This is a genomic window from Sulfitobacter sp. F26204 (genome assembly GCF_026410305.1).
Taxonomy (GTDB): domain Bacteria; phylum Pseudomonadota; class Alphaproteobacteria; order Rhodobacterales; family Rhodobacteraceae; genus Sulfitobacter.
The window spans coordinates 166,071-191,734 of sequence record NZ_JAPMLQ010000003.1; the positions used below are offsets into that span (position 1 = coordinate 166,071).

Sequence of the window (25,664 nt, forward strand, 5' to 3'; positions counted from 1 at the left end):
GTGTTTCTCCCTTGGGCTGGCCACAGCTTTACCCGCAAAGCACAAGTGATGCTTTAAAAACCTAAGGGACGTTGCGGCAATTCAGACCGGATTTAATGCAGTGTGAATTCACCAACCTGATTGCGCCATTCATTCGGGCCGATCATCTTGCGATGGGTAAAGCGCACCGAATGTAATGGCCCGTCGATCTTTTTTTGCCAGAATTCTACAAATTCGAACAATCTTGGATGATCCGGTGCCAGATCGTATTCCTGCCAGATATAGCTGTTCAATACATGAACATAGTCAGGCATGTGATAGAATATTTCTGCAGTTGTCAGCCCGTAGCCCTTGAGCATCAACTCGGTCTCAGATGGGGTCATTTTGACCTCCTTTTTTCCTGCTGTATTTCAAGCCTTGCACAAAACTTTTACTTTTCAATGAAAACAAACTCTTGGCGTAACGCATCCCCTTTAACCGATGCAGCTGCGCCACAGGCATTGCACCTTATCTGCGCTCTCTGCTATATCTGAACGCTAGATATAGTCCTGAACAAGAACTGAGCAGATCAAGTGAACGACACGCCAGAAACACCTGACAACAATGATGAAAACATACCTGCCAAGTATGTCTACGATGGACCGACCGTCACCATCGAGCACGAGATGCGCACGTCTTATCTGGATTACGCCATGTCGGTCATTGTCAGTCGTGCGATTCCCGATCTGCGCGATGGTCTGAAACCGGTGCACCGGCGGATTTTGTTCGCGATGCATGAAACCGGAAACACCCACGACAAATCCTACCGCAAATCCGCGCGTCCAGTCGGTGACGTCATGGGTCAATATCACCCACACGGCGATTCCGCGATTTATGATGCACTGGTGCGTATGGCGCAGGATTTCTCGATGTCCTTGCCTTTGCTCGATGGTCAGGGAAATTTCGGGTCAATGGACGGCGATAACCCAGCCGCGATGCGCTATACCGAAGTGCGCATGGACAAGCCTGCGGCCTATCTTTTGGCCGACATCGACAAGGAAACAGTTGATTTTCAGGACAACTATGATGGCAAGCAAAAGGAACCAACGGTTCTGCCAGCCCGTTTCCCCAATATGCTGGTCAATGGCGCGGGCGGGATCGCCGTCGGCATGGCGACGAATATTCCACCACATAACCTTGGCGAGGTGATTGATGCTTGCCTGGCCCTCATTGATGAACCTGATCTGACGTCCGAGCAACTTATCGACTATATTCCCGGCCCTGATTTCCCCACAGGGGGCATCATGCTGGGTCGGTCCGGGGCGCGCAAAGCCTATCTTGAAGGGCGCGGATCGGTTGTGATCCGATCCAAGACCCGTGTTGAAGAGATTCGCAAGGACCGCTGGGCCATCATCATCGACGAAATCCCCTACCAGGTGAATAAAGCCACGATGATTGAGCGGATCGCAGAGGCGGCACGTGATAAGAAGATCGAAGGCATCGCCCATGTTCAGGACGAATCTGATCGCAACGGTGTGCGGGTTGTTGTCGAACTCAAGCGTGACGCAACCGCAGAAGTCGTCATGAACCAATTGTTCCGCTTCACACCGATGCAGACCTATTTCGGTTGTAACATGCTGGCTTTGAACGGTGGACGCCCTGAAACGCTTACCCTGCGTCGCTTTCTTACCTGCTTCCTTGATTTCCGCGAAGAGGTCGTCGCCCGACGGACTGCTTTCTTGTTGCGCAAAGCACGGGATCGTTCGCACATTCTTTGCGGCCTGGCCGTGGCAGTCACCAACATCGACGAAGTCGTTGCAACTATCCGTTCCTCCGCCGATGCAGCAGAAGCCCGTGAAAAACTGATGACGCGGCGCTGGCCAGCACGCGACATTTTACCCTATATCGCGTTGATTGACGACCCGACCCATACCGCGAATGACGATGGGACTTACAATCTCTCTGAAATTCAGGCCCGCGCCATCCTTGAACTTCGCCTGCAACGCCTCACGCAAATCGGCGTGAAGGAAGTGACAGACGAGCTTGAGGAACTGGCCGGAAAAATCAAGGAATACCTCGAAATTCTCGGATCACGCGAACGTATCATGGGGATCATTCAGGAAGAATTGCAGGAATGCAAAGACCTCTTTGCCGTACCACGCAGAACCGAGATCGTTGACTGGTCCGGCGACATGGACGACGAAGACCTGATTGCACGTGAAGACATGGTCGTAACCGTAACCTCGGGCGGCTACATCAAACGCACGCCACTGGTTGAATTCCGCAGCCAACGACGCGGTGGCAAGGGTGTGTCGGGCATGGCAACCAAGGAAGAAGACGTCGTGACGACGCTCTTTGTGGCCAACACCCATACGCAATTGTTGTTTTTCACAACAGACGGCATGAGCTACAAGCTCAAGACATGGCGATTGCCACAAGGGGGGCGGACTTCAAAAGGCAAAGCGATTGTCAACATCCTGCCGATTCCGCCGGGCGTCTCAATTGCTGCGATCATGCCGGTCGACCGTGATGAAAAAGAATGGGATGATTTACAGGTGGTGTTCGCCACCTCTGCGGGCACGGTACGGCGCAACAAATTGTCGGATTTCACCAATGTCATGCGCAACGGCAAGATCGCGATGAAATTCGAAGAAGAACACGCCGAAACAACCCTGATCAATGCCCGTATTGCTTCCAATGATGATGATGTGATGCTGGTCACAAGCTCTGGCCGCGCCATCCGTTTTCCCGCGACGGATGTCCGTGTGTTCAATTCGCGTAGTTCGGTTGGTGTACGCGGTGTCAAACTGGGTGGTGACGACCGTGTGGTTTCCATGTCGATCATCCGACATTTTGACGCGACATCAGATGAACGCCAGGCCTATCTCAAGATGCGCCGCGCAATGGCGGGGTTAAGCGATGACGCAGAAGGCTCCGACGAAGAAGACGTGAACGCCAATGCGACCATTTCCCCCGAGAAATACGCAGAGATGTCCGCGGTTGAAAACCTGATCCTGACGATTACGGCGCAGGGATCGGGTAAGCTGAGTTCAAGCCATGACTATCCGGTGCGTGGTCGTGGGGGGCTCGGCGTAACTGCAATGGACAAGGCGATGCGCGGCGGACCGATCGTCGCCAGTTTCCCGGTGGAAATGGATGACCAGATCATGCTTGCTACATCCAAGGGCCAATCAATTCGTGTGCCCGTTGAGGGGATCTCTTTCCGTTCACGCAGTGCCGGAGGGGTCAAGGTCTTTGATACCGGTAAAAACGAAGTGGTGGTAAGCGTCGCCTGGATTGCAGATCAGGGCGATGAGGATGAGCCAGAATCAGAGTAATCTGCCTGTCATCTTATGGTCTATCCCCGTGTGTCATGGTCCGAAACCGCAGGGTCGTGACACCGTGCCTTTGATCCAGATTTCAAGGCCGCCAATGTTTGACGCCTGTCGTTCTTGGCCGATATTCTAAGGGCTTTCAGAATTCGCGACACAAAATGCAAATAGGCCCCCGCGCGTCGGGAGCCTATTTTAAGCCGATAGGCAATCACCCAATAGCAAGATTGCTTTTAGTTGGTGCCGTTTGTGCTGTTGTTGTTTCTGTCTGAAAGCACTGCTGCAACCGCGGCACCACCGAGTGCGAGGAAGAGAATGCTGCCACCACCAAGTCCGCCAGCGAACAGGCCACCTTTATCGGCTACTACGCACTTACGCGCATATTCGCCACCCTTGGTGACAATGCCTGCTTCACAGTTGTAGGTCACGCCGTCTCTTTCGACGACAACTGGGTAATTTGTGTTCGCGAACGCTGATGTTGCCGTCAGGGACAACGCCGCTGCTGTAACAAGTAATCTTTTCATGGTTAAGCTCCTATGGCCGAATGGATTGCCTTCTTATGACATGCGCTCTGGCAGACGAAAAGTGTTTACTGGCGATTTGTGGGATTTCGGCATGAAAAAGGTTGTATTAGTCCCGTTTTGTTAGGATTTTGCCTCAATATGAGCAGTTTATGCATCAGATGGCATAAAGATCGCTGAACTTTTCCTTCAAATAAGCTAACAGGGGCGACTCGTTTGGCACCTTTGAACTGGCGCGTTCAATGACAATACGCGGTTCATATAGCCCGCCATGCTGTTGTACATTTTCCCGTAACCACCCGGTCGCCGTAGTGGTATCCCCCTTGGCCAGATCTTCATCCAGATCAGGCAGGTCCCCGCGCATCGCTTCATTCAGACAGCCTGCATAGACATTACCCAAACTATAGGTCGGAAAATAGCCGATCAGTCCGACAGACCAATGCACGTCTTGCAACACGCCGTTTGACGCCTTGTCGACGGCAAAGCCAAAATCCGCTTCGAAACGGTCATTCCAGGCCGCTTCAAGATCGGCGACTTGCAGATCATGACTGACAAGGGCCCGTTCCAGATCAAAACGCATCAATACGTGGAGGTTATATTGCAACTCGTCCGCTTCGGTACGGATATAGCCGTCAGAAACACGGTTCACGATCTTATAAAAGGTTTCGGCATCGGCCACACCAAAATCACCGAAGGCGTCCTGCATTTGTCCGAACAGATATTCAGTAAAAGCGCGGCTGCGCCCGATCTGATTTTCATAGATCCGGCTTTGGCTTTCATGCACGCCCATTGACACACCCTGTCCCAACGGCGTCAGCAGGTAATCGCGGTTGATCCCCTGTTCATAGGCTGCATGGCCAACCTCATGAATCGTGGAATAAAAGCAATTAAAGGGATCGATGCCATTTGTGCGTGTGGTGATGCGGACATCAAGCCCCGAACCGGATGAAAAAGGGTGTACTGCCTTGTCGACGCGCCCATGGCTCATGTCGTAACCAAAGGTTTTTGCCAGATGCCGGGTCAATTTCATCTGTGCACCCTCATCGAAGGTACCTTGCATTTTCGGCGGCGCTTTGGCTTCGCGCACCGCAGCGCGCAGGCTGCTCAATTCAGGTCGCAGGGCCCCGAACATCGTCTCGAGTTCTACTCCCGTGGCACCCGGTTCGTAATCTTGCAACATCGCGTCATAGACATCCCCGCCCGCCGCTAAGGCTTGCCCCTCTTCGCGCTTCAGCGCGAGAACTTCGGTCAGGGTCGGCGCAAAGGCGGCAAAGTCATCCGAAGCACGCGCCTCGGCCCAGATCCCCTGCGCCCGCGAGGTCACCATGGCAATGCGCGCGGCCAAAGCTGCAGGCACCTTGTTTGCGCGCTCATAGCTGCGCCGAATGAGACGGATCTGCGCACGGCCCACATCGGTCAGTGCTCCCTCGTCAACTGCGGCCAGCCATTCACCCACCTTCGGATCCATGCGCCGGGCATGCAGTACACCTTCAAGAGCCGCTGATTCTTCGGCACGTTGTGGCGCTGCGCCTCGCGGCATCATGGTTTCCTGATCCCAGGTCAGCCGCCCCATCACCTGACCAAGGGCCTGTGTCTCGCGCTGGTGCGCCATCAATTCGTCATAGACTGTCATGTCGGTTTCCTTGGATAGATGCTGAAATGGGATAGGCGCTAAGATACCGCGCCCGCAGGATCAAGACCCACAAAATCACGGCAAGCGCTTGATGGACAAGGGCAATATGAACCGGCGCTGCATGTATTACGGTGAAGATGCCCCAGAGAATTTGCAGGCACAGCACGGCCATCATGCTGTTATAGGCTCTGCGTGTTGCCCGATGGCTTGACCCACGCCCGCGCAGCCAGACCACAACGCCAAAGGCCGCCAGAAGATAGCCGCTGACCCGGTGCATGAATTGTACCAAACCGGGGTTTTCAAAAAAATTCCGCCAAAGTGGGTCGATACCGAAGGCATCAGGCGGAAACACCTGACCCTGCATTAACGGCCAGTCGATAAAATACCGCCCCGCATCCAGGCCAGCGACCAAAGCGCCAAGCAGTATTTGAACCAGGGCAAAATGCATCAATCCTGTGGATACCCCGAATAATTTTACCTCCCTGACCCGCCGCGCCTGCATAAGGTCGCGTTCTTCGCGGCCCAACAGCAAGATATACCAGGTGATGAAACCAAGGATCACAAAGGCCAGTCCCAGATGGGTCGCCAGCCGGTAGCTTTTTACATCCAGCATACCTTCGCCCGAGGTCACACCAGAGGCCACCATCCACCAGCCAATCACGCCCTGAAGCCCGCCCAAACCGCCGAGGAATAGCAACCGTCCACGCCATCCTGTCGGGATTTGCCGACGCAGCAGGAACCAGAAAAACCCCAGCGCCCAAACCAGACCGATCACACGCCCCAATTGCCGATGACCCCATTCCCACCAATAGATCAGCTTGAAATCAGACAGGGTCATCCATGAGTTTTGCAACTTGAATTCATCTATTTCCTGATATTTTTCGAACTCTGATGCCCAATCCACCTCGGTCAACGGGGGGATCGATCCCGTCAGGGGGCGCCATTCAGTGATCGACAGACCGCTGTCGGTCAACCGTGTCATCCCGCCCACGGCAATCATCACGAACACCAATGCGAAAAGGATCACCAGCCAGATGCGGATCGCGCCCCTTGCGCTCCTGCGGCCGCGATCAATCACACCGGTTTGCACCACTGGCCTTGCGGTTTCAACTATATCGACTTCTTCAAAAAGCTTGCGTTTTCCAGCCATGTTTCGCCTCTAATCCGCTCTTGGCGAAGTGGTAGGGCATGACGCGACGAAGGTCTAGAGTGGGGAGGCACCAGGGCCCCAGATGTCGCAGCCTCTACCCCGCCCCCAGGGCTCCGTCTTTCTTTTTGGCCGCAAATACCGCAGAGCACGAGACAGCGTCTCGTACCAATTTTTCCAAAGGAAAAATAATACTGACGAATGCGGGCTTGCCCGCACCGCGCGGTCACTGCCCTCAATCATCCCGGTCGCGCTCTTTCCAGCGTACCATCTGGCGCATTATGCCGTGCAACATCTGTACATCCGCCCGTGTCAGGGGGAAACGCGACCACATGTTACGCAAGTTCAGCTTCATCGAGGTTTCTTTATGCTCGGGATAAAAAAACCCCGCTTGCGTCATCCGCTCCTCAAAATGCGCGGCAAGATGTTCAACCTCGGCCCCGCTTGCCCATGTGCTTCCTGCCAGCCCCTGCTCAAGCGGCACGACGTCACCGGCCCCGCGAATCCATTCATACCCCATGAGAAGCACACATTGGGCAAGGTTCAGCGATGCAAAGGCCGGGTGTACCGGAACCGAGACAATGGCATTGGCGCGGGCAATGTCGTCATTTTCCAGCCCTGCCCGCTCTGGCCCGAACAGCACTCCAACCCGCTGACCTGCCGCAATGCGGTTGCGTGCCTCGGTCATTGCGGCTTCGGGACTGAAGACCGGTTTGGACAAATCGCGATCACGCGCAGTCGTCGCGAAAACGAAATCGCAATCCGCCAGGGCAGCCGGCACATCTGCACAAAGCTGCGCTTCGTCCAGCAGACGGCCGGCACCAGATGCCATCGCCGTGGCATCCGGATTGGGCCAGCCGTCACGCGGAGCGACGATGCGCAGATGGTCCAGACCGAAGTTCCACATGGCCCGCGCGGCCGCACCGATGTTTTCGCCCATCTGTGGACGGACAAGGATAAGTGCCGGAATGGCTGGGGGAATAACGGGTACTGACATCGCCTGTCTCTTACGCCCGGGCCATGCCACCTGCAAGTGCGCACGAAGACCCAGTTTTCTTTTTGCACAGCTTGCGCTAGTGCTGCGACAAAGACCTAAAGGATGCCGATATGGACACGCCTGACAAACCTCAGATCTACCTGATCACCCCGTCCGAGATTGACGTTGCCGGTTTTGCGCCGCACCTGAGCGCCATTCTGGATGCCCATCCCGTAGCCTGCGTGCGCCTCGCGCTGTCCAGCAGGGATGAAGACACTGTTTCGCGCGCGGCTGATGCCCTGCGTGAAATCACCCATGCTCGCGATGTCGCGCTTGTGGTAACGGATCATATACTCTTGGTCGACAGACTTGGCCTAGATGGTGTGCACCTGTCGGATGCTGCACGCTCAGTGCGTTATACGCGGAAAGAACTGGGTGAAGACGCGATTGTCGGCTGTTTTTGCGGACCGTCCAAACACGACGGCATGGCTGCGGGTGAAGCAGGCGCGGATTACATCAGCTTTGGCCCTGTTCAGCCATCAGCCCTCGGCGATGGCTCTTTCGCCGAGGCAGAGGTGTTTGAATGGTGGTCCGAACTGATCGAAGTGCCCGTCGTGGCCGAGGGTGCCTTGGACGTCAATATGATCCGCGCCCTGACACCCTATACAGATTTCTTCGGTATCGGCGACGAAATATGGGCGCAGGAAGATCCCAAGGCAGCCCTTGCTGCGCTGATCGCCGCGACCGGTTAGGTCGCGGCCAGTCGCCGGATTACAGGAAGACCCTCTCGATTACCCACCATGTCCCGATGATCGCAATGATCAGCGACCCGGTAATCGACACGGCGCGAAACATTACCGGATAGCCCTCAAGCGCCCCTTCCTCACCTTCAAGACGCGCAGAGCGTGCGGTCTGAACAGCCAGCCACAGCAGCAGGGCTGCGATGGCGATCACCGTCAGTTGACCCAGTTCAACACCAAGGTTGAAACCGATCAAGGCGGGAACAAATTGCCCTTCCGGCAGTCCGAATTCACCCAATACCGAGGCAAAACCAAGGCCGTGCAGCAATCCAAATCCGAATACGACCATCGGACGCCAACGGCTAAGACCGCGCATATAAATATTCTCGACTGCGACATAGACAATCGACGCCGCAATCAGCGGTTCCACCACGGCGCCAGGAATAACCACGAGCCCTGTCGCCCCCAGGGCCAGCGTGACAGTATGTGCAAGCGTAAAGGCAGAAACCTGCCACAGCAAAGGTCCCCATCGGGTCGACAACAAAAACAACCCCAACACAAACAGGATGTGGTCCAGTCCTTGTGGCAGAATGTGATCAAAACCTACCGGAATATATCCGAAAAGCGCCTGTGCCCATGTCTGTGCATCCCCGCCACCGATGGTGATGGCAGGGCTGATCTCACCGCCCGCCAGGTAACCCGTAAACGGGTTTTCGACGCCTTGCTGGCGCAGCACGAGGGCTCCGCCACCCTCTGGCCATGTAACGGTTACTTCCTGTGCACCGGCTCCGACGGCACCGCGCAGCGTCCATTGGGAGACACGGGGCAATTCAATATCGACATCCTGTGCGATGGAAATATTCTCGCTGTTGAGGTTCACGGGCGCGCCATCCACCGTGACCAGTGGCAGGGCATTCCATTGCGCCAACAGATCGGGCGCACGAGCAGCGATTTCAGCGCCGGACATGGCCCGCAGCGCATCATAATCGGCGCCATTTGCCGCGTCATTCGTATCGGTGACCGAATCCAGATCAATATCGGCCAGGAAAGCTTCAAGGTTGATCTGCAGAACGAGTTCCGCCTGCCCCTCTGTGAGTGTCAGATCCCCGATTGTCGGTTGTACTTCATGCGCCTCGGCACCGAATGCGGTCATAAAACCAAGCATTGACAAAACGCCCCATACCACCAGCTTATAAAGTGTCTTATCAAAGGTGCATTTCATGTTTCTTCCCCGTATTGCTGCAGTATTGCTCTGCTCTTTGCCTATCGACGCCACGGCGCATGAATTCTGGTTAGAGCCTCTGGCATATCAAGTAGATGGTGGACAGAAACTTCAAGCACATTTTCGAAACGGACAGGAATTCCAGGGAAACAGCCTGTCCTTTTTTGACCGTAGCTCGACCCGGTTTGACATGATTGTGGGTGGCAAGGTGACTGCATTGCAGCCGCGATCGGGTGATTCACCTGCTCTGGATGTAAAGGCGCCGGTTGAGGATGGCTTGGTGAGCGTGGTCCATGAAACATCGACATCGCTGCTGACTTACAATGACTGGCACAAATTTCTGAAATTTGCCGCGCACAAGGCTTTCGAAACTGCGGCAGCAGAACATATCAAGGCGGGGTGGTCGCAGGAGAAATTCCGCGAAAGATATTCTCGCCACGTTAAGACCTTGTTTGCGGTTGGCAGCGGCAAAGGGGCAGATTCCGAGAGCGGAATGAAGACTGAATTTGTCGCAATAACAAATCCTTATGATCCAAACTTTAACAATAACATGAAGGTGGCGTTGCTGTTTGACGGGGCACCTCGCAGCGATGCGCAGATTGAGGTCTTTGATCGCGCGCCCGATGAGCAGGTGACGATAACCCTGCACCGCACCGATTCACATGGCACTGCCACGATTCCGGTCAGTCCAGGCCATGAGTATCTTTTTGACGGCGTTGTGCTGCGCGCGGCGGACGATGCCAGCAGCGAAAAGAACGCAATTGTCTGGGAAACCTATTGGGCTGCATTGACCTTTTCAGTGCCGGAATAATGCAAACCAAAGCTTGCCATTGGTTGCATCGGATCGTTAAGGCGTTTTTATGAATCAAACACCAGATATTTTATGCATCGGATCGGTCCTTTGGGATGTGATCGGGAGGTCCGAAAAAACAATGCGCCAAGGCTCGGATATGCCAGGCAGGATCACGCAATTGCCTGGTGGTGTCGCATTGAACATTGGGATGGCACTGGCACGTTTCGGATTAAAGCCCGCATTGCTGAGTGCGGTGGGACGTGACGCCGAAGGCGACGCCCTGATTCAAGCCTGCAGGCTGCGCGGGCTGCGCACAGATTTCATTTACCGTTCTGATGATCTGCCCACGGACAGATATATGGCAATCGAAGGCGCAAACGGTCTGATTGCTGCCATTGCAGATGCCCATTCTCTGGAAGCCGTCGGTGATAAAATTCTGCACCCATTTACGGACGGCACACTGCCTGCGTCCTATGAAGGTGCTATTGCGCTCGATGGTAATCTTACTGTCGATCTGCTGGGGCAAATTGCCAAAAGTGATATTTTCGCCAAAGCCGATTTGCGCATAGCGCCGGCATCACCTGGCAAAGCCCTACGTCTGAGTGCCTTCCTGCAGGCAGGACGCGGTACATTCTATGTCAATCTGGAAGAAGCCGGCCTGCTATGCCAGACCACCTTTGAAACATCCGTTGAGGCAGCCACCGCGCTGCTGGAACGTGGTGCCCTGCGCGCCGTTGTGACGGATGGTGGGAAACCTGCGACAGTTGGCACCACATCCGGTTGTGTCACCCAGACTCCGCCACCTGTACATGTCACGCGTGTGACCGGTGCCGGTGACACCTTCATGGCGGCCCATATTGCGGTTGAATTAACAGGGGGGAACGCCGCCACCGCCCTTGCACATGCTCTTGAAGCCGCAGCACTTTATGTCTCAGGAGAGACCAGAATATGACATCCATCCCGATGAAACTCAGCGCTGAAATTGCGCAAGCCCGTGACAACGAAAAACCTGTCGTGGCACTTGAAAGCACCATCATCACCCATGGCATGCCCTATCCACAAAACCTTGAAGTTGCCCAGCAGGTAGAAGCGGATGTGCGCGAAGCTGGTGCAGTCCCCGCAACCATAGCCGTGATGGATGGAACCCTGCACATCGGTCTCGAAGCAGAGGACCTCAGTAACCTGGCGCAGGCCAAGGGTGTCGCAAAACTGAGCCGCGCAGACATGGCCGTGTGCATAGCAACAGGCGGCACGGGTGCCACGACGGTTGCGGCCACAATGATTGCCGCACATATGGCGGGCATTTCCGTTTTTGCGACGGGTGGTATTGGCGGAGTCCATAAGGGAGCTGAATTCAGCTTTGATATCTCTGCCGATCTGCTGGAACTTGCCCAGACCCCGGTGACGGTGGTGGCAGCAGGTGCAAAGGCCATACTTGATGTGTCCAAAACGCTTGAAGTGCTCGAAACACAGGGCGTGCCCGTTATCGCTTTTGGTCAGGACAGTTTTCCGGCTTTCTGGTCTGCGACATCCGAACTTGCCGCGCCCTTGCGTCTTGATTCCGTCGATGCAATCGCGCAGGCGCATCTGATGCGGGCCGCGATGGGCCTCCCCGGGGGGCAACTGATCGCCAACCCGATCCCGACCGCCTCTGAAATTCCTGCTGAAATACTGGCCCCTGTCATTGCTCAAGCCCAGCAAGATGCCGATCTGCATGGAATCACCGGAAAAGGCGTCACACCCTACCTGTTGCAGCGCATTTTCGAGTTGACGGAAGGTCGTTCGTTGACCGCAAATATTGCGCTTGTTCGCAACAATGCGCGGCTCGCCGGGCAGATTGCGGCGGCTTTGACAGCGGCGACAGCCTAAATTCAGGGCACGGGTGGTGATTTTACATCTCCGGCCCGTGCCACCCATTGTAGCACCCTATCAAAACTCTTAACTGACAAGGACCCAAGATTGGATTAACGCGCCACATGAACACGCCTTTTGACATCGAAACACCGCCCAAGCGTCGTGGCTCCATCATAGGCTCGCTGCGGGCGTCCTTTCTGACAGGTCTCGTGGTGATCGCGCCTGTAGGTCTGACCATCTGGCTGATCTGGTCTGTGGTAGGATGGATCGACGGGTTTGTATTGCCGCTGGTTCCGTCTTCTTATCATCCTGACCGGATGTTGCAGGATTTTCTGGGACTTGATCCATCGGTCCAGATCAACGTACGCGGCCTTGGGGTCGTGATTTTCTTGATCTTCACGATCTTCGTCGGCTGGCTCGCCAAAGGATACATCGGACGTTCCTTCATTCGGTTTGCGGAACGCCTTGTTGAGCGTACCCCGGTCGTCCGCACGATCTATTCCGGCATCAAACAGATCTCGGAGACGATATTTGCCCAATCAGAGCGCAGCTTTGAAAAGGCTTGCCTGATCGAATATCCGCGCCGTGGCATTTGGGCCCTCGGGTTCATTTCAACAGGTGCCAAAGGTGAAATCGCTGAAAAGACGGGGGAAAAGGACCAAGAGATGGTTTCGGTCTTTTTGCCGACCACGCCCAATCCCACTTCGGGTTTCCTGCTCATCTTTCCCAAGGATGATGTGATCGAACTGGACATGACCGTGGAAGATGCGGCCAAACTGGTGATCTCGGCAGGTCTGGTGTATCCCACGCCGCGCCACAAAGAGGGTGCTGAGCCTGACGAGGTCCTAATGCTTGCCGAAAAAGTTGCCAAAGCCGAAAAGGCCCGCGTAGCGCAAGCAGAGCAATAGGATCAGGCGAACATCTCACGTAGGTCGACGCTGTTCTTCTTGCCGATCTTGTCCTTGTGTTCTGTCAGAAACCTTTCTGCTGCCCTGGTTCCCGCATCCTTGAGTTTGGCGATGACGGCGGCATTTGGAATGGTCTTGGTTGCTACGGATAGCTGCTCCATCAAGTCATCATCCGCGATCATATGAACCCGGACACGGCTCATCCTGTGTTCTTCGACCGCTCCTTCATCCAGCAGGCGTTGCACAAAATCGATGGCCCGAAGTTCGCGTAACAGGCTTGAGTTAAAGCTGATTTCGTTGATTCTGTTCTGAATCTGTTTCGGCGTGATCGGCAAATCCTCGCGCACCAACGGGTTAATGTTGATGATCACGATGTCGTCCGGGCAGCGATCGTCAAAAAACGGGAACAAAGCCGGATTGCCGGTATAGCCACCGTCCCAGAAAGCCTCGATACGCTTGGTCTGGGGATCATAAATCTCGACAGCTTTGAATAGGGTCGGCAAACAGGCTGAGGCCATGATGGCATCTGCGCTGATCTCCGCACCGGAAAAAACCTTGATCTTGCCATTACGCACGCGTGTTGCGCAGATGTGCAAATACGGAATGACGGAATTACAGACTTTGTCATAGTCGAACTTGGCCACGATATCGGTCAGCGAATTACGATAGAACGGCCCGTAGCTATAGGGGGATGTAACATTGGAAATCGCATCTGCCATGGCGACGGGCCAACTGTACTCAAGCGCTTGACTGAGCGCCCCGACACCAAAGGGAGCCATCCAGCCGGTGCCATCCAGATCGGGTACCCCCGCAACCTGCATCCACAGCCACTCCAGGTTTTCCCGTGCGCCTTCTGCCCCGCCAGCGACCATTCCGGCCTTCAGCGCAGCGCCGTTCAATGCCCCTGCCGACGTACCGGAAATAGCGCAAATCTCGATGTCATCCTCTTGCAGTAACCGGTCAAGCGCCCCCCAGGTAAAGGCACCGTGTGCCCCGCCCCCTTGCAGGGCGAGGTTGATGCGGATCTTGCCTTGAGTTGCGGGTTGCTTCTTCTGGGACATCAGGTGTTACAGCGCAGTCCATCCACCATCAACGCTGATGGTGGTCCCGGTGATTTGCGCCGCAGCATCCGAGCACAGGAAGGTCGCGGTGCCGCCCAGTTGTTCAACTGTCGCAAACTCCTTGGAAGGCTGGCGTGTCAGCATGACTTTCTCAATAACCTCTTCGCGGGTCATGTCATATTCTTTCATCGTGTCGGGGATCTGGTTTTCGACAATCGGGGTCAGGACATAACCGGGGCAAATTGCGTTACAGGTGATCTCTTCTTTGGCAGTTTCCAGCGCGGTTACCTTGGTCAAGCCGACAACACCGTGTTTTGCAGCGACATAAGCTGATTTGAAAGGAGAGGCCGTCAAACCATGTGCAGATGCAATGTTGATCACTCTCCCCCAACCGAACTGGCGCATCTTGGGCAATGCAGCTGCGGTGGTATGAAAGGCCGAGGACATGTTGATCGCGATGATCGCATCCCATTTGGCCTCAGGAAATTCTGGAATCGGCGCCACATGCTGAATCCCGGCGTTGTTGATTAGAATATCGCAGCGCCCTGCTTCGGTGATCAGACGGCGGCACTGATCCCCTTTGGACATGTCAGCTTGAATATACCGGGCGGTCACACCGGTTTCCGCGGCAATCTTTTCGGCCAGTGCGTAGTCTTCTTCGTTGTCGGAAAAGGAATTCAGCACGACATCCGCACCGGCGCGGGCAAATTCCCAGGCAATGCCAAGGCCAATGCCGGAGTTCGAACCGGTAATAACGGCAGTCTTGCCGGACAGATCGATGGTAAAAGCCATGGCGGTATTCCTTCTTGTTTTGCTGCGCCTGCACAATGACCCGCGCAGCATCAGAAGGAAACGTCAAATACGCGACAACCAGCAGAAGCTTGGCGCAGATCAAAAAAAAACCCCAGCGCGAAGCTGGGGTTAAGTTATTGAGGCAGGTTTCATACAGGCAAGAAACCTATCGAGCAGTGACTCCTTTATAGAAGATCAACGCCCTGACGCCAAGTATAAAGTTTGAACTGGACGCGCGGCATCATTAACCATAGGCCCAACAAAACAAGGGCATTGCGGGATTGTTGCCAAAATGGTGAATGAGTTTTTCCAAAAGTTGCGGGGCGTTGCGGCAGTTTCTTCACTGATTCTGTTAAGCACAGGGGCACAGGCAGAATCGGTGCATGGCCTTGCTATGTATGGCGATCCGGCGTTGCCGGCTGATTTTCTTGCCTTGCCCTATGCCAATCCGGATGCGCCCAAGGGCGGCAACATTACCTTGGGAAACACCGGCGGTTTCGACAGCCTCAATCCTTTCGTCCGCAAGGGCAATGTTCCTTGGCAATTGCACCAATTTACCCACGAAAGTTTGATGGGACGCTCCTGGGATGAGCCTTTTACGCTCTATGGGTTGTTGGCTGATTCGGTTGACGTGCCCGATTCTCGCGCCTGGGTTGAATTTACTCTCCACCCAGAAGCCGCCTTTTCCGATGGTTCGCCGGTGACGGTAGAGGATGTGATCTTTTCTTATGAGCTGCTCGGCAGCAAGGGGCACCCGCGCTATCACGGCCTTTACCGCCAGATCAAAAGCATTGAGGCGACAGGGCCGCGTTCCGTCCGCTTTACCTTCAATACAGACAATCGTGAATTGGCCCTGCTTGCTGGTATGCGACCGATCCTGTCCAAGGCACAATGGGAAGATGTCGATTTCGCCAATGCGCCCCTGGCAGAGATTCCGCTGGGAACGGGGCCCTATGTGATTTCCGATTACGATGCAGGCCGTCAGGTCACTCTTACCCGTAATCCCGATTACTGGGGATCCGACGTGCCTTTCCGGCGCGGCACGCATAACTTTGACCAGATCAAGATCGATTTTTACGGTGATGCAAATGTCTTGCAAGAGGCCTTCAAGGCTGGTGAAATTTCAGCGGTGCGCGAATTCAACGCCGAGGCCTGGGCGACGCAATATGACTTTCCCGCGATCACACGCGGTGATGTGATCAAATCAACTTTTCCGCATCAAAAACCCTCGGGTATGACAGGATTTGTGATGAACACACGCCGCGCACCCTTTGACGACTGGCGCGTGCGTGACGCACTGATACAGGCATTCAACTTCGAGTTCATAAACGAGACACTGACCGGCGGCGCATTGCCGCGCATCACCTCATATTTTTCTGGATCAACCCTTGCAATGCGCCCGGGCGCTGCACCTGCCGAGGTCGCAGACTTGCTTGCTCCCTTTGCGACAACATTGCCCCAAGACACGCTGGAGGGGTACGCCCTGCCGGTATCGGATGGTTCTGCCCGCAACCGGGCAGGAATACGTGCTGCCATGACGCAGTTGCAGGCGGCGGGATATTCCGCTGAGGGGGGTATCATGCGCGGTCCAGATGGCCAGCCGATGCAATTTGAAATTCTACTGTCCAAAGGCAATGCCGAACATGCCAAGATTGCGGAGCTTTATGTGCAGGCCCTCACCCGTCTGGGAATCCAGGCCGTGGTCGAGGCGGTGGATGCTGCGCAGTTGACCCAACGCAGCAATGCCTTTGATTTCGACATCGTGCATTTCCGTCGGGCCTTGTCCCTTTCGCCGGGCAACGAACAACGGTTCTATTGGGGCTCCGAAGCCGCCAGTCAGCAAGGGTCGCGCAACTTGATGGGGGTACAAGACCCTGCTGTTGACGCCATGATCGATGCGATGCTGGCGGCGAAAACCACAGAAGCCTTTACAAATGCGACCCGTGCGCTTGATCGTGTCCTGACTGCTGGCCGCTATGTGATCCCGTTCTGGCAGTTCAATGAAGGGCTGATCGCCCACCGCGTCGAAATGAAATATCCCGACAAGTTGCCGATTTATGGCGATGGACCGAACTACATGCCTGAAGTTTGGTGGTGGCAAGAATGATACTGCCTCGGTGCGGCCTCGGGTGCCTTGGCATTCTGACCATGCCACACAGTCGCCAGAGGTTTAGACGAACCCTTCGTTCGTTATCCTGACAGAGGGTGAAGCGCATTGTCTGTGCCACGCGCCTTGGCGTTCCGGCCAGGGTCAGACCAGCGATGTGACCCAAAGGATGGTGGCGTCCTCAGCGCTTGTCGACACCACGTTATGCCCCATCGTTGCATCGTAATAGGCACTGTCGCCGCGACGCAGCTCAACTGGTTCGTAAAATTCGGTAAACAACTGCACAACGCCAGTCAGGACATAGAGAAACTCTTCGCCGTCATGACGCACCCATCCGTCAAATTCTGCCATTGACCGGGCCCTGATCCTGGCGCGATAGGGTAACATTTGTTTCTTGCTCAGGGCGTCCCCAAGCAATTCGTGCTCATATGTGGTGGTTGCTTTGGCCGCCCCTTCGCCTGATTTGGTGATCGCCATGCGGCCACTGATCTTTTCGGCTGCAGGTGGCGTGAACAATTGCGGCACCGAGATTTCCAACCCGACTGCAAGCTTTTTCAGGGCTTCATAGGTTGGCGACATCTGCCCATTTTCGATTTTGGACAGGGTAGAACGCGCCAGACCGGCCTGTCCCGCCGCCTGCGCCAGCGTCCAACCCCGTGCCTTGCGCAGTTCTCGCACACGCGCCCCCAGATCAACCGGAGGAACCGTGCTACTTTCACCGCTTTCACGGGCAATGCGGATCATGTTGGCAGAGATGTCTTGGGTCATAGGCCTGCTATATCGACCCGCCGTCCGCCTTGCAACGCAAGCGCCATTGGTCTAGCGCGGGAGGATGAGCAACCTGCATCCGATCCCCGACCCTTTCAACCTTGCCGCATATGTATTGCAGGCAGGTACCGAAACGCCGGACAAGACTGCCTTGTCAATCCTGTCGACGGAGGGCTGCAGTGATCTGAGCTATGCCGCCTTGATCGCCGCAGTCCGCGGAACGGCAACAGGGTTATTGGGCGAAAACCTGTCACCCGGGGACATCGTCCTGATGCGTCTGGGCAATACTCCGGATTTTCCCATAGCTTACCTTGGTGCCCTGGCCGCCGGGCTGGTGCCTGTGCCCACAGCCGCGGCGCTGACAGCGGACGAAGTGGTCAGGATCATTGCCACGCTGGATCCGGCCGCAATATTGCATGATCCCGATGTGCCCTGCCCAAAGACCGAGTCAACAATTGACATTTCCAGCCTGCGGACCATGCGCGACCTGCCTCCGGCTGCATATCATATGGGTGATCCTGAACGGCTTGGTTATATCATCTTTACCTCTGGCACCTCGGGCAAGGCAACGGCGGTGATGCATGCCCATCGCGCCATCCTGGCACGTCGCATGATGTTTGACGGTTGGTACGGCCTTCGGCGTGAAGATCGCTTGTTGCATGCAGGTGCCTTTAACTGGACCTATACCTTGGGCACCGGCTTGATGGATCCTTGGACCATGGGTGCAACGGCATTGATCCCTGAACCCGGTACGGATGTTGCCCGCCTGCCCGCTTTGATAGCGGATCACAAAGCGACAATCTTTGCCGCCGCCCCAGGCGTTTATCGCCAGATGTTGCGTGGTTTGTCGCCCTTGTACCTGCCAGACCTGCGCCATGGATTGAGCGCGGGGGAAAAGATGACGGCCGCAGTACGGGAAGCATGGAATGAAATTACTGATACACCGGTGTATGAGGCCTTTGGCATGTCAGAATGTTCGACGTTCATTTCCGGCAGCCCGTCCATGCCCGCAAAGGAAGGTGCCATCGGTTGCGCCCAGCCCGGTCGCAGGGTCAGTATCCGCACGTCCAGGGGTGAAGCACGTCCCGACAGCGCAGGCACGATCGCGGTACACAACTCGGACCCCGGTTTGATGTTGGGCTACCTCAATGAGCCGGAATTGACCAAGGCCAAATTTGACGGGGACTGGTTCATGACTGGCGACCAGGGTGCCATCGACAAAGACGGCCAAATCACCTATCTGGGCCGCAATGACGACATGATGAATGCTGGCGGGTTTCGTGTCTCACCGCTGGAGGTAGAAGAAACCCTGTTGAATGCGCCTGGCATTACCGGCATTGGCGTGACCGAGGTCGAGATCAAGAAAGGTACCAGCGTCATTGCCGCCTTTTACACTGCCGCCACCGCGTTGAATGAATATGAACTCACCGAATATGCCAAGGAGACATTGGCGCGCTACAAGCAGCCACGTCTTTACATCCACGTCGATACCCTGCCGACCAACAACAATGGCAAAATCCAGCGCCGCATCTTGCGCGACACCTTCGAGGCCGAAAAATCATGACTACTCCCATCAAGCTCGACATCATGTCAGACCCGATTTGCCCTTGGTGTTACATCGGCAAGGCGCATCTGGACACGGCTTTGGCCGATCACCCTGATCATCCCTTTGTGATCGAATGGCATCCATTCCAATTGAACCCAACGATGCCCAGGGCCGGTATGGGACGGCGTGAATACCTTGAGGCAAAGTTTGGCGGCAAGGAGGGCGCGGTCAAAGCCTATGCGCCGGTGGTCGAACAAGCGGCGAGCGCCGGACTGCAGATCAACTTTGAAGAGATGCAGCGGACGCCAAACACATTGAACGCGCACCGGCTGATCCACTGGGCAGGCATTGAGGGGCGCCAGACCGCTGCGGTTTCGGCGTTGTTCAAGGCCTATTTTGTCGAAGCGCGTGACATTGGCGAAGATGAAGTTCTGGCGGATATTGCGGATGGCATTGAAATGGATGCGGCAGTTGTCATGCGCCTGTTGCAAACTGATGAAGATGTGCAATCCATTCGCGACCGGGACGCCCACAGCCGGAAGATGGGCATTTCCTCGGTACCGACCTTTATCGTAGGTGGACAACATGCGGTGCCGGGTGCCCAGCCCCCGGCACTTTGGTCACAGGTCATTACCGAGCTTTTGACCTCTGATTAAACTGGTTCAAGCCGCGCCACAGGACTTGACCACTATGGCAAACACGCCACAGCCTGTGCGGTTTTCACAACATTTACTTTACCAGACAGGCTCTGCTGACCTACGATTCCAACCACAAGGGGCATCAGACCCCGACAGTTGGGCAGAGCAGGCAGATGGCAGAACATCAGACGGCACCGAAATCGGTGGCAAACATTCGTGTATCTCAAGTCATATGTGATTGGCGCGCTGGCCCCTTGCGATGTGTGGCCAACCTGGCATGTGGTGGTGACAAGAACAGGGTCAGGGCGATCTGGCGCAATGAAGTGGGCGTTGCGACCTGTACGCCAGCACAGGACCTGCACCGATGAGCTGGCCTCTGCGAAAAGCGACAGCACCACGCATCATGTTGACCTACGGGCGATTCGACCTGTTCCATCAGGATCACATTCGATTTTTGAGACAAGTATCGGCCATGGGACACGAATTGATCGTCGGTTGCGCGACGGATGAACATGCCCGAAGATCCGGTTATCCTTGCCAGATGTCCTATGCTGAACGGCGTGCAATTCTGCAAAGCTGCCGGTTTGTTTCACGGGTCATTCCAGAAACCAGTTTTGACCAAAAACGCACGGATATAGTTAATTATAACGTATCTGCACTTGTCATGGGCAAAAACCAACGTGGCCATTTTGACGGCTTGCAGGACGTGGCTCAAGTGCTTTACCTTCCGCGATTGGCCGCTCGCAAACAAGGGGTTACACCGCGTTTCTCCACCAGAAGAATAGCCATCGGTTAATTTTTTTTAAGCGAACTATTGTAGGTTTCACAACCTTCGGTTACCCCTGACGCCTAAGCGCGTCACCCCGCCGTGACGACCAACAGCGGAGCTTAGAGTTGTCGTCCACTTCCTCATCCATGTCCACATCACCGGCCTTGCCTGTGAACCGGACTGAGTTTGTCGCATTGGTTGCGATGATGTTTGCCACCATTGCTTTCTCTGTCGACGCGATCTTGCCCGCCCTGCCCGCAATCAGCGCAGAATTGTCACCAGAGTTGCCAGAGCGCGCGTCTTTGGTTCTGACTTCCTTTGTATTGGGAATGGGTCTGGGTACCTTCATCGCCGGGCCGTTATCAGATGCCTGGGGACGAAAACGTATCATTTACATAGGCGCTACAATCTACATTGTGTCTGCCGCAGTTGCCTGGGCGAGTTCTACGATCGAGGTCATGTTGGTTGCCCGCGTAATGCAAGGGTTTGGCGCAGCAGGTCCGCGCATTGTATCGGTTGCCATTGTCCGCGACCTTTTTGCAGGTCGCGGGATGGCAAAGATTGTTTCGATTGTCATGATGATCTTTACCATCGTGCCTGCGGTGGCCCCCATGCTTGGCTCCTTTATCATCCTGGGATTTGGCTGGCGCGGAATCTTCATCGCTTTCATGCTGTTCTCTGCCATTTCGGTACTGTGGATGGGCCTGCGAATGCCTGAAACGCTGCCACAGCAAAACCGCCGGCCGCTGCGCGTAAAGCTTCTTCTTTCTGCCCTGCGCGAGATTTTCTCATATCCTTCGGTTCGTATCTCGATCCTCGTGCAATCCCTGGCAATGGCGATGTTGTTCACCATGTTGATGCTGGTGCAGCCGATCTATTACGAGGTCTATGACCGCGCAGCCTCCTTTCCCTATTGGTTTGGTGCGGTGGCCCTCTTTGCAGGCAGCGCGAGTCTTTTGAATGCGATGCTGGTGGTGCGATATGGCATGCGCAGGCTGGTAACGATCACCTTGGGGATTCAGATCGTCCTGTCGTCTACCATGCTTGCCTTCAGTCTTGGCAGTTTGGCAGAACCTTACGGTTTTGCCGCATTTGTTGTGTTTCAGACCTGTCTGTTCTTTCAGGCAGGATTGACCCTGGGCAATCTGAACGCCATCGCGATGGAACCTGTGGGCCATGTTGCTGGCATCGCGGCCTCGGCCATTGCTGCCGTCTCGACCGTGCTTGCAGCAGCCATGGCTTCGCCAATTGGGTTGATGTTCAACGGCACGATCCGCCCCCTTGTGACTGCGGTGCTTATCATGGCGTCGCTCGGGTTTGTCCTGATGCTGTATCTTTCCCGTCATGAAACCCGACAGGTCATTGCGGAATAGCCAATCTGTCAGGAGCCTGCGCGCTTTTTCTTGACCTGCTTTTCCTTGGCAATCACATGTTCGGCAAGATCACGGGCAATGGCAAAGCTGCCCTTGATCTTGTCCGCGTCGGATTTCCAATCGCGCCGAACCACGATCTTGTTGTCCTTGACCTTGGCCAGCCCACGCTGATCTTGAATGAAGGCCACCAGCCCTTCGGGCGAGGCGAATTTATCGTTATGAAACTGGATGGTCGCCCCCTTGGGACCTCCGTCGAGCTTGGCAATGCCTGCGCGCTTGCACATGGCTTTGATCCGCACAACCAACATCAGGGTATTCACCTCTTTGGGAAGCGGCCCGAAACGGTCGATCATTTCCGCGGCAAAACCTTCCAGTTCTACCTTTGTCGAAAGGCCCGACAGGCGACGGTAAAGGCCGAGGCGTACATCAAGGTCCGGCACATAGGTTTCAGGGATCAATACCGGCACGCCGAGATTGATCTGTGGTGCCCATTGCTCATCCGCTTCGGACAGACCTTCCATCTGGCCGGATTTGATCTTGGCAATCGCTTCTTCCAGCATGGATTGGTAAAGTTCAAATCCGACATCGCGCATCTGGCCAGACTGTTCCTCTCCCAGCAGATTGCCAGCACCGCGAATATCTAGGTCCTGGCTGGCCAAAGTAAATCCAGCGCCCAAGGTGTCCAGGCTTCCCAGGACGCGAAGACGTTTTTCCGCCAGCGGCGTCAGCTTGGCACGTGGTTTGGTGGTCAGATATGCATAGGCACGTGTTTTGGAACGGCCCACGCGCCCTCTGATCTGATAAAGCTGGGCAAGCCCGAACATATCGGCGCGGTGGATTACCATCGTATTAGCCGTGGGAATATCAAGGCCGGATTCCACAATGGTTGTCGCCAGCAGAATATCGAATTTGCCATCGTAAAAGGCGTTCATGCGGTCATCAAGTTCGCCTGCCGCCATTTGCCCATGGGCCACAACATAGCTCAGTTCGGGCAATTGATCTTTTAGAAAGGCTTCAATTTCAGGAAGATCCTTGATGCGCGGCACCACATAAAAGGATTGACCACCCCGATAATGTTCGCGCAACAGAGCCTCGCGCAGAGTGACAGTATCAAATTCGCTGACATAGGTGCGGATCGCAAGACGGTCTACCGGCGGTGTTCCGATGATGCTGAGATCGCGCACACCGGTTAGGGACAATTGCAGCGTGCGCGGAATCGGCGTGGCGGTCAGGGTCAGCACATGAATATCCGTGCGCAATGCTTTCAGGCGTTCCTTGTGCTGAACGCCAAAATGCTGCTCCTCGTCGATCACCAGCAACCCAAGGTTCAGGAATTTGATGTTTTTCGCCAGAAGCGCGTGGGTGCCTATCACAATATCAACTGTGCCCTTTGCCATGCCCTCTTTGGTCGCGGCGGCTTCTTTGGCAGGCACAAACCGGCTGAGCTGGCGTACCTCGATCGGAAAGCCCCGGAACCGTTCGGCAAAGCTTTTGAAATGTTGCCGGGCCAGAAGGGTCGTTGGCGCAATCACCGCAACCTGCACACCTGACATTGCCGCAACAAAAGCCGCCCGCATCGCCACTTCGGTTTTGCCAAATCCCACATCGCCGCAAACAAGCCGGTCCATCGGATTACCGCTGGTCAGATCATCGATCACATCGGTGATGGCGCGCAATTGGTCGTCGGTTTCCTGATATGGAAAACGCGCTGAAAATGCATCCCACATGCCCGGCGGCGGTTCCAGTACTGGCGCACGGCGCAAGGCACGTTCGGCGGCGATACGGATCAGCTTGTCCGCCATCTCGCGGATGCGTTCCTTGAGTTTGGCCTTCTTTGACTGCCAGGCACCCCCACCCAGTTTGTCCAGCAACCCTTCATCATGGCCATATTTTGACAACAGTTCGATGTTTTCAACTGGCAGGTAAAGTTTGGAATTTTCGGCATATTCCAACAGCAAGCATTCATGTGCCGCACCTGCCGCCGTGACCACCTCCATCCCCAGATAACGCCCGATCCCGTGATCTACATGCACAACCAGATCACCGGGCGTCAGACTTTGGGTTTCGGTCAAAAAGTTTTCGGCGCGTTTCTTGCGTTTGGGGCCGCGAATAAGACGGTCGCCCAATACATCCTGTTCTGAAATCACCGTCAGACGGCCGACCTTGCCGGCATGGTCTTCCCAAGGGGCATCGAACCCGTGTTCCAGGGCCCAGACGGTCAGATGCAGACCGCGTTTGCCCAATCTCTTGGCCGAGTTGATGGGGATCGTTTCGCCCAGTCCCTCGTCCTCGATCAATCCGGACAGGCGTTCGCGCGCACCTTCTGAATAGCTCGCGATTACAACGGGTCCATCTTCAAGTTTTACTTTAATATGATCTGCTAAAGATTCGAAAAGGCTGATGGATTCCTGTTGTCTTTCTGGTGCAAAATTGCGACCGATGCGCGCCCCTGCATCAAGGACTCCAGGGCCGGTCGGCTGCGGCAGCGGCGACATCTGGATGACACGATGATCTGCCGTCGCCAAAAGCCATGCCTCATCCGTCAGATACAGGGCTTCGGGGGGGGCAGGTTTGTAAACACTGTCCATTTTGGACCGGTTTGCCATGGCGATGCGGCGGGTTTCATATTGGTCGGCAATACTGTCCCATCTGGCCAATCTGCTGGCTGTCACTTGATCATCCAGCGTGATCGCGGCATTGGGCAAATAGTCAAACAGCGTTTCCATATGCTCATGGAAAAACGCGAGCCAGTGTTCAGCCCCCTGATGTTTGCGCCCTGCCGAAATTGCTTCATAAAGTGGATCGTCGGTGCCGGCCGCGCCAAATTCGATCCGGTAATTCTGGCGGAATCGCGTGATCGCCGCCTCGTCGAGAATGACTTCGGATACCGGAGCAAGTTCCACCAGTTCCAGCTTTTCGGTGGTGCGCTGGGTCACTGGATCAAACCGGCGCGCCCCGTCCAGAACATCCCCGAACAAATCCAGTCGAACCGGCCCCATATCGCCCGGTGGGTAAATGTCGATGATGCCACCACGCACTGCGTAATCACCAGGTTCCATGACAGTCGGGCTTTGGACAAATCCCATACGCACCAGAAAGTCGCGCAGCGCGGCCTCGTCAATCCGGTTGCCTACCCGCGCGCTAAAGGCTGCGTCCTTCAGAACTGATCTCGATGGCACACGCTGTGTTGCACCATTCAGCGTCGTCAACAGAATGAACCGCGATGGCATGCCATGCACCAGCGCCGCCAGTGTAGCCATCCGCTGTGCCGAAATATCCGCATTCGGCGATACACGGTCATAAGGCAGGCAATCCCACCCCGGAAAGATGAGTACAGGCAGATCAGGGGCAAAGAATGCCAGCGCCGATTGCATCGCTGCCATACGTTTGTCGTCGCGGGCAACATGCATCACAATACCACTGCGGGCGACTTCCTGAACAAGGGCATGCGCATCAAAACCTTCGGGCACGCCCGAAAGGGTGATCTTGCTGGGTTTATTGTTCGGATTGGTCATAGATGCTCAAT

General features: G+C 55.3%; 21 protein-coding genes. 11 read left to right on the top strand and 10 right to left on the bottom strand.

Going from position 1 to position 25,664, the window contains the following annotated elements; all coding sequences use genetic code 11:
- Positions 1 to 92: 92 nt before the first annotated feature.
- The gene (locus OS190_RS09710; protein WP_267158494.1) at positions 93 to 362 is read right to left on the bottom strand and encodes an usg protein; all 270 of its coding nucleotides are present in this window, start codon (positions 360 to 362) and stop codon (positions 93 to 95) included.
- 189 nt (positions 363 to 551) lie between these two features.
- On the opposite strand from OS190_RS09710, the gene gyrA reads away from it, so the two are divergent.
- A complete protein-coding gene (gyrA, locus tag OS190_RS09715; RefSeq protein ID WP_267158495.1) occupies positions 552 to 3,296 on the top strand; it encodes a DNA gyrase subunit A in 2,745 nt (914 codons plus the stop codon).
- Positions 3,297 to 3,523: 227 nt separating this feature from the next.
- On the opposite strand, the gene OS190_RS09720 is transcribed toward gyrA, so the two are convergent.
- The 4 genes from OS190_RS09720 to OS190_RS09735 form a co-directional block, all read right to left on the bottom strand.
- A complete protein-coding gene (locus OS190_RS09720; RefSeq protein WP_267158496.1) occupies positions 3,524 to 3,814 on the bottom strand; it encodes a hypothetical protein in 291 nt (96 codons plus the stop codon).
- Positions 3,815 to 3,968: 154 nt separating this feature from the next.
- Complete coding sequence (locus tag OS190_RS09725) at positions 3,969 to 5,444, bottom strand: carboxypeptidase M32 (protein ID WP_267158497.1); 1,476 nt, start codon at positions 5,442 to 5,444, stop codon at positions 3,969 to 3,971.
- On the bottom strand, positions 5,431 to 6,594 hold the full coding sequence (gene ctaA, locus OS190_RS09730) for a heme A synthase (RefSeq protein WP_267158498.1): 1,164 nt from the start codon (positions 6,592 to 6,594) through the stop codon (positions 5,431 to 5,433). Before ctaA ends, OS190_RS09725 begins: the two co-directional genes overlap by 14 nt.
- Positions 6,595 to 6,826: 232 nt before the next feature.
- Positions 6,827 to 7,588 (bottom strand): RNA methyltransferase, encoded by a 762-nt coding sequence (locus OS190_RS09735; protein ID WP_267158499.1) that lies wholly within the window; start codon positions 7,586 to 7,588, stop codon positions 6,827 to 6,829.
- Positions 7,589 to 7,698: 110 nt separating this feature from the next.
- Between OS190_RS09735 and OS190_RS09740 the strand changes: the two genes are divergently transcribed.
- The gene (locus OS190_RS09740) at positions 7,699 to 8,319 is read left to right on the top strand and encodes a thiamine phosphate synthase (protein WP_267158500.1); all 621 of its coding nucleotides are present in this window, start codon (positions 7,699 to 7,701) and stop codon (positions 8,317 to 8,319) included.
- Positions 8,320 to 8,338: 19 nt separating this feature from the next.
- Here OS190_RS09740 and OS190_RS09745 read toward each other — a convergent pair whose 3' ends face one another.
- Positions 8,339 to 9,529 carry a HupE/UreJ family protein gene (locus OS190_RS09745; protein ID WP_267158501.1) on the bottom strand — a complete coding sequence of 397 codons (1,191 nt, stop codon included), beginning with the start codon at positions 9,527 to 9,529 and terminating at the stop codon, positions 8,339 to 8,341.
- On the opposite strand from OS190_RS09745, the gene OS190_RS09750 reads away from it, so the two are divergent.
- The 4 genes from OS190_RS09750 to OS190_RS09765 all read left to right on the top strand — a co-directional run bounded on the left by OS190_RS09750 (position 9,528) and on the right by OS190_RS09765 (position 13,084).
- Positions 9,528 to 10,340, top strand: a complete 813-nt coding sequence (locus OS190_RS09750) for a DUF4198 domain-containing protein (protein ID WP_267158502.1) — start codon at positions 9,528 to 9,530, stop codon at positions 10,338 to 10,340. The two genes, OS190_RS09745 and OS190_RS09750, sit on opposite strands and share 2 nt — an antisense overlap.
- Before the next feature lie 49 nt (positions 10,341 to 10,389).
- Positions 10,390 to 11,274, top strand: coding sequence for a PfkB family carbohydrate kinase (locus OS190_RS09755; RefSeq protein WP_267158503.1), 885 nt, complete (start codon positions 10,390 to 10,392; stop codon positions 11,272 to 11,274).
- Positions 11,271 to 12,191, top strand: coding sequence for a pseudouridine-5'-phosphate glycosidase (locus OS190_RS09760; RefSeq protein ID WP_267158504.1), 921 nt, complete (start codon positions 11,271 to 11,273; stop codon positions 12,189 to 12,191). Before OS190_RS09755 ends, OS190_RS09760 begins: the two co-directional genes overlap by 4 nt.
- 107 nt (positions 12,192 to 12,298) lie before the next feature.
- Positions 12,299 to 13,084 carry a DUF502 domain-containing protein gene (locus OS190_RS09765; protein ID WP_267158505.1) on the top strand — a complete coding sequence of 262 codons (786 nt, stop codon included), beginning with the start codon at positions 12,299 to 12,301 and terminating at the stop codon, positions 13,082 to 13,084.
- A 2-nt stretch (positions 13,085 to 13,086) separates the two neighbouring features.
- Here the strand turns inward: OS190_RS09765 and OS190_RS09770 are convergent, their stop codons facing one another.
- Complete coding sequence (locus tag OS190_RS09770; RefSeq protein ID WP_267158506.1) at positions 13,087 to 14,145, bottom strand: patatin-like phospholipase family protein; 1,059 nt, start codon at positions 14,143 to 14,145, stop codon at positions 13,087 to 13,089.
- A 6-nt stretch (positions 14,146 to 14,151) separates the two neighbouring features.
- Positions 14,152 to 14,937, bottom strand: coding sequence for a 3-hydroxybutyrate dehydrogenase (locus tag OS190_RS09775; RefSeq protein WP_323370668.1), 786 nt, complete (start codon positions 14,935 to 14,937; stop codon positions 14,152 to 14,154).
- Positions 14,938 to 15,229: 292 nt separating this feature from the next.
- Here OS190_RS09775 and OS190_RS09780 point away from each other — a divergent pair, with 292 nt between their 5' ends.
- Positions 15,230 to 17,044 carry an extracellular solute-binding protein gene (locus tag OS190_RS09780; protein WP_416237389.1) on the top strand — a complete coding sequence of 605 codons (1,815 nt, stop codon included), beginning with the start codon at positions 15,230 to 15,232 and terminating at the stop codon, positions 17,042 to 17,044.
- Between the two features lie 144 nt (positions 17,045 to 17,188).
- Here the strand turns inward: OS190_RS09780 and OS190_RS09785 are convergent, their stop codons facing one another.
- Entirely contained in the window at positions 17,189 to 17,812 is a 624-nt protein-coding gene (locus OS190_RS09785) for a helix-turn-helix domain-containing protein (protein ID WP_267158507.1), read from the bottom strand.
- A 64-nt stretch (positions 17,813 to 17,876) separates the two neighbouring features.
- On the opposite strand from OS190_RS09785, the gene OS190_RS09790 reads away from it, so the two are divergent.
- The 4 genes from OS190_RS09790 to OS190_RS09805 all read left to right on the top strand — a co-directional run bounded on the left by OS190_RS09790 (position 17,877) and on the right by OS190_RS09805 (position 22,138).
- A complete protein-coding gene (locus OS190_RS09790) occupies positions 17,877 to 19,376 on the top strand; it encodes a class I adenylate-forming enzyme family protein (protein ID WP_267158508.1) in 1,500 nt (499 codons plus the stop codon).
- The gene (locus tag OS190_RS09795; RefSeq protein ID WP_267158509.1) at positions 19,373 to 20,014 is read left to right on the top strand and encodes a DsbA family oxidoreductase; all 642 of its coding nucleotides are present in this window, start codon (positions 19,373 to 19,375) and stop codon (positions 20,012 to 20,014) included. The genes OS190_RS09790 and OS190_RS09795 overlap by 4 nt, the downstream gene beginning before the upstream one ends.
- Before the next feature lie 346 nt (positions 20,015 to 20,360).
- Positions 20,361 to 20,792: an FAD synthase family protein gene (locus tag OS190_RS09800; RefSeq protein WP_267158510.1), complete on the top strand. Its 432-nt coding sequence runs from the start codon at positions 20,361 to 20,363 to the stop codon at positions 20,790 to 20,792.
- Between the two features lie 119 nt (positions 20,793 to 20,911).
- On the top strand, positions 20,912 to 22,138 hold the full coding sequence (locus OS190_RS09805) for a multidrug effflux MFS transporter (RefSeq protein WP_267158811.1): 1,227 nt from the start codon (positions 20,912 to 20,914) through the stop codon (positions 22,136 to 22,138).
- An 8-nt stretch (positions 22,139 to 22,146) separates the two neighbouring features.
- Here the strand turns inward: OS190_RS09805 and mfd are convergent, their stop codons facing one another.
- Positions 22,147 to 25,653, bottom strand: coding sequence for a transcription-repair coupling factor (gene mfd / locus OS190_RS09810; RefSeq protein WP_267158511.1), 3,507 nt, complete (start codon positions 25,651 to 25,653; stop codon positions 22,147 to 22,149).
- Positions 25,654 to 25,664: the final 11 nt, after the last annotated feature.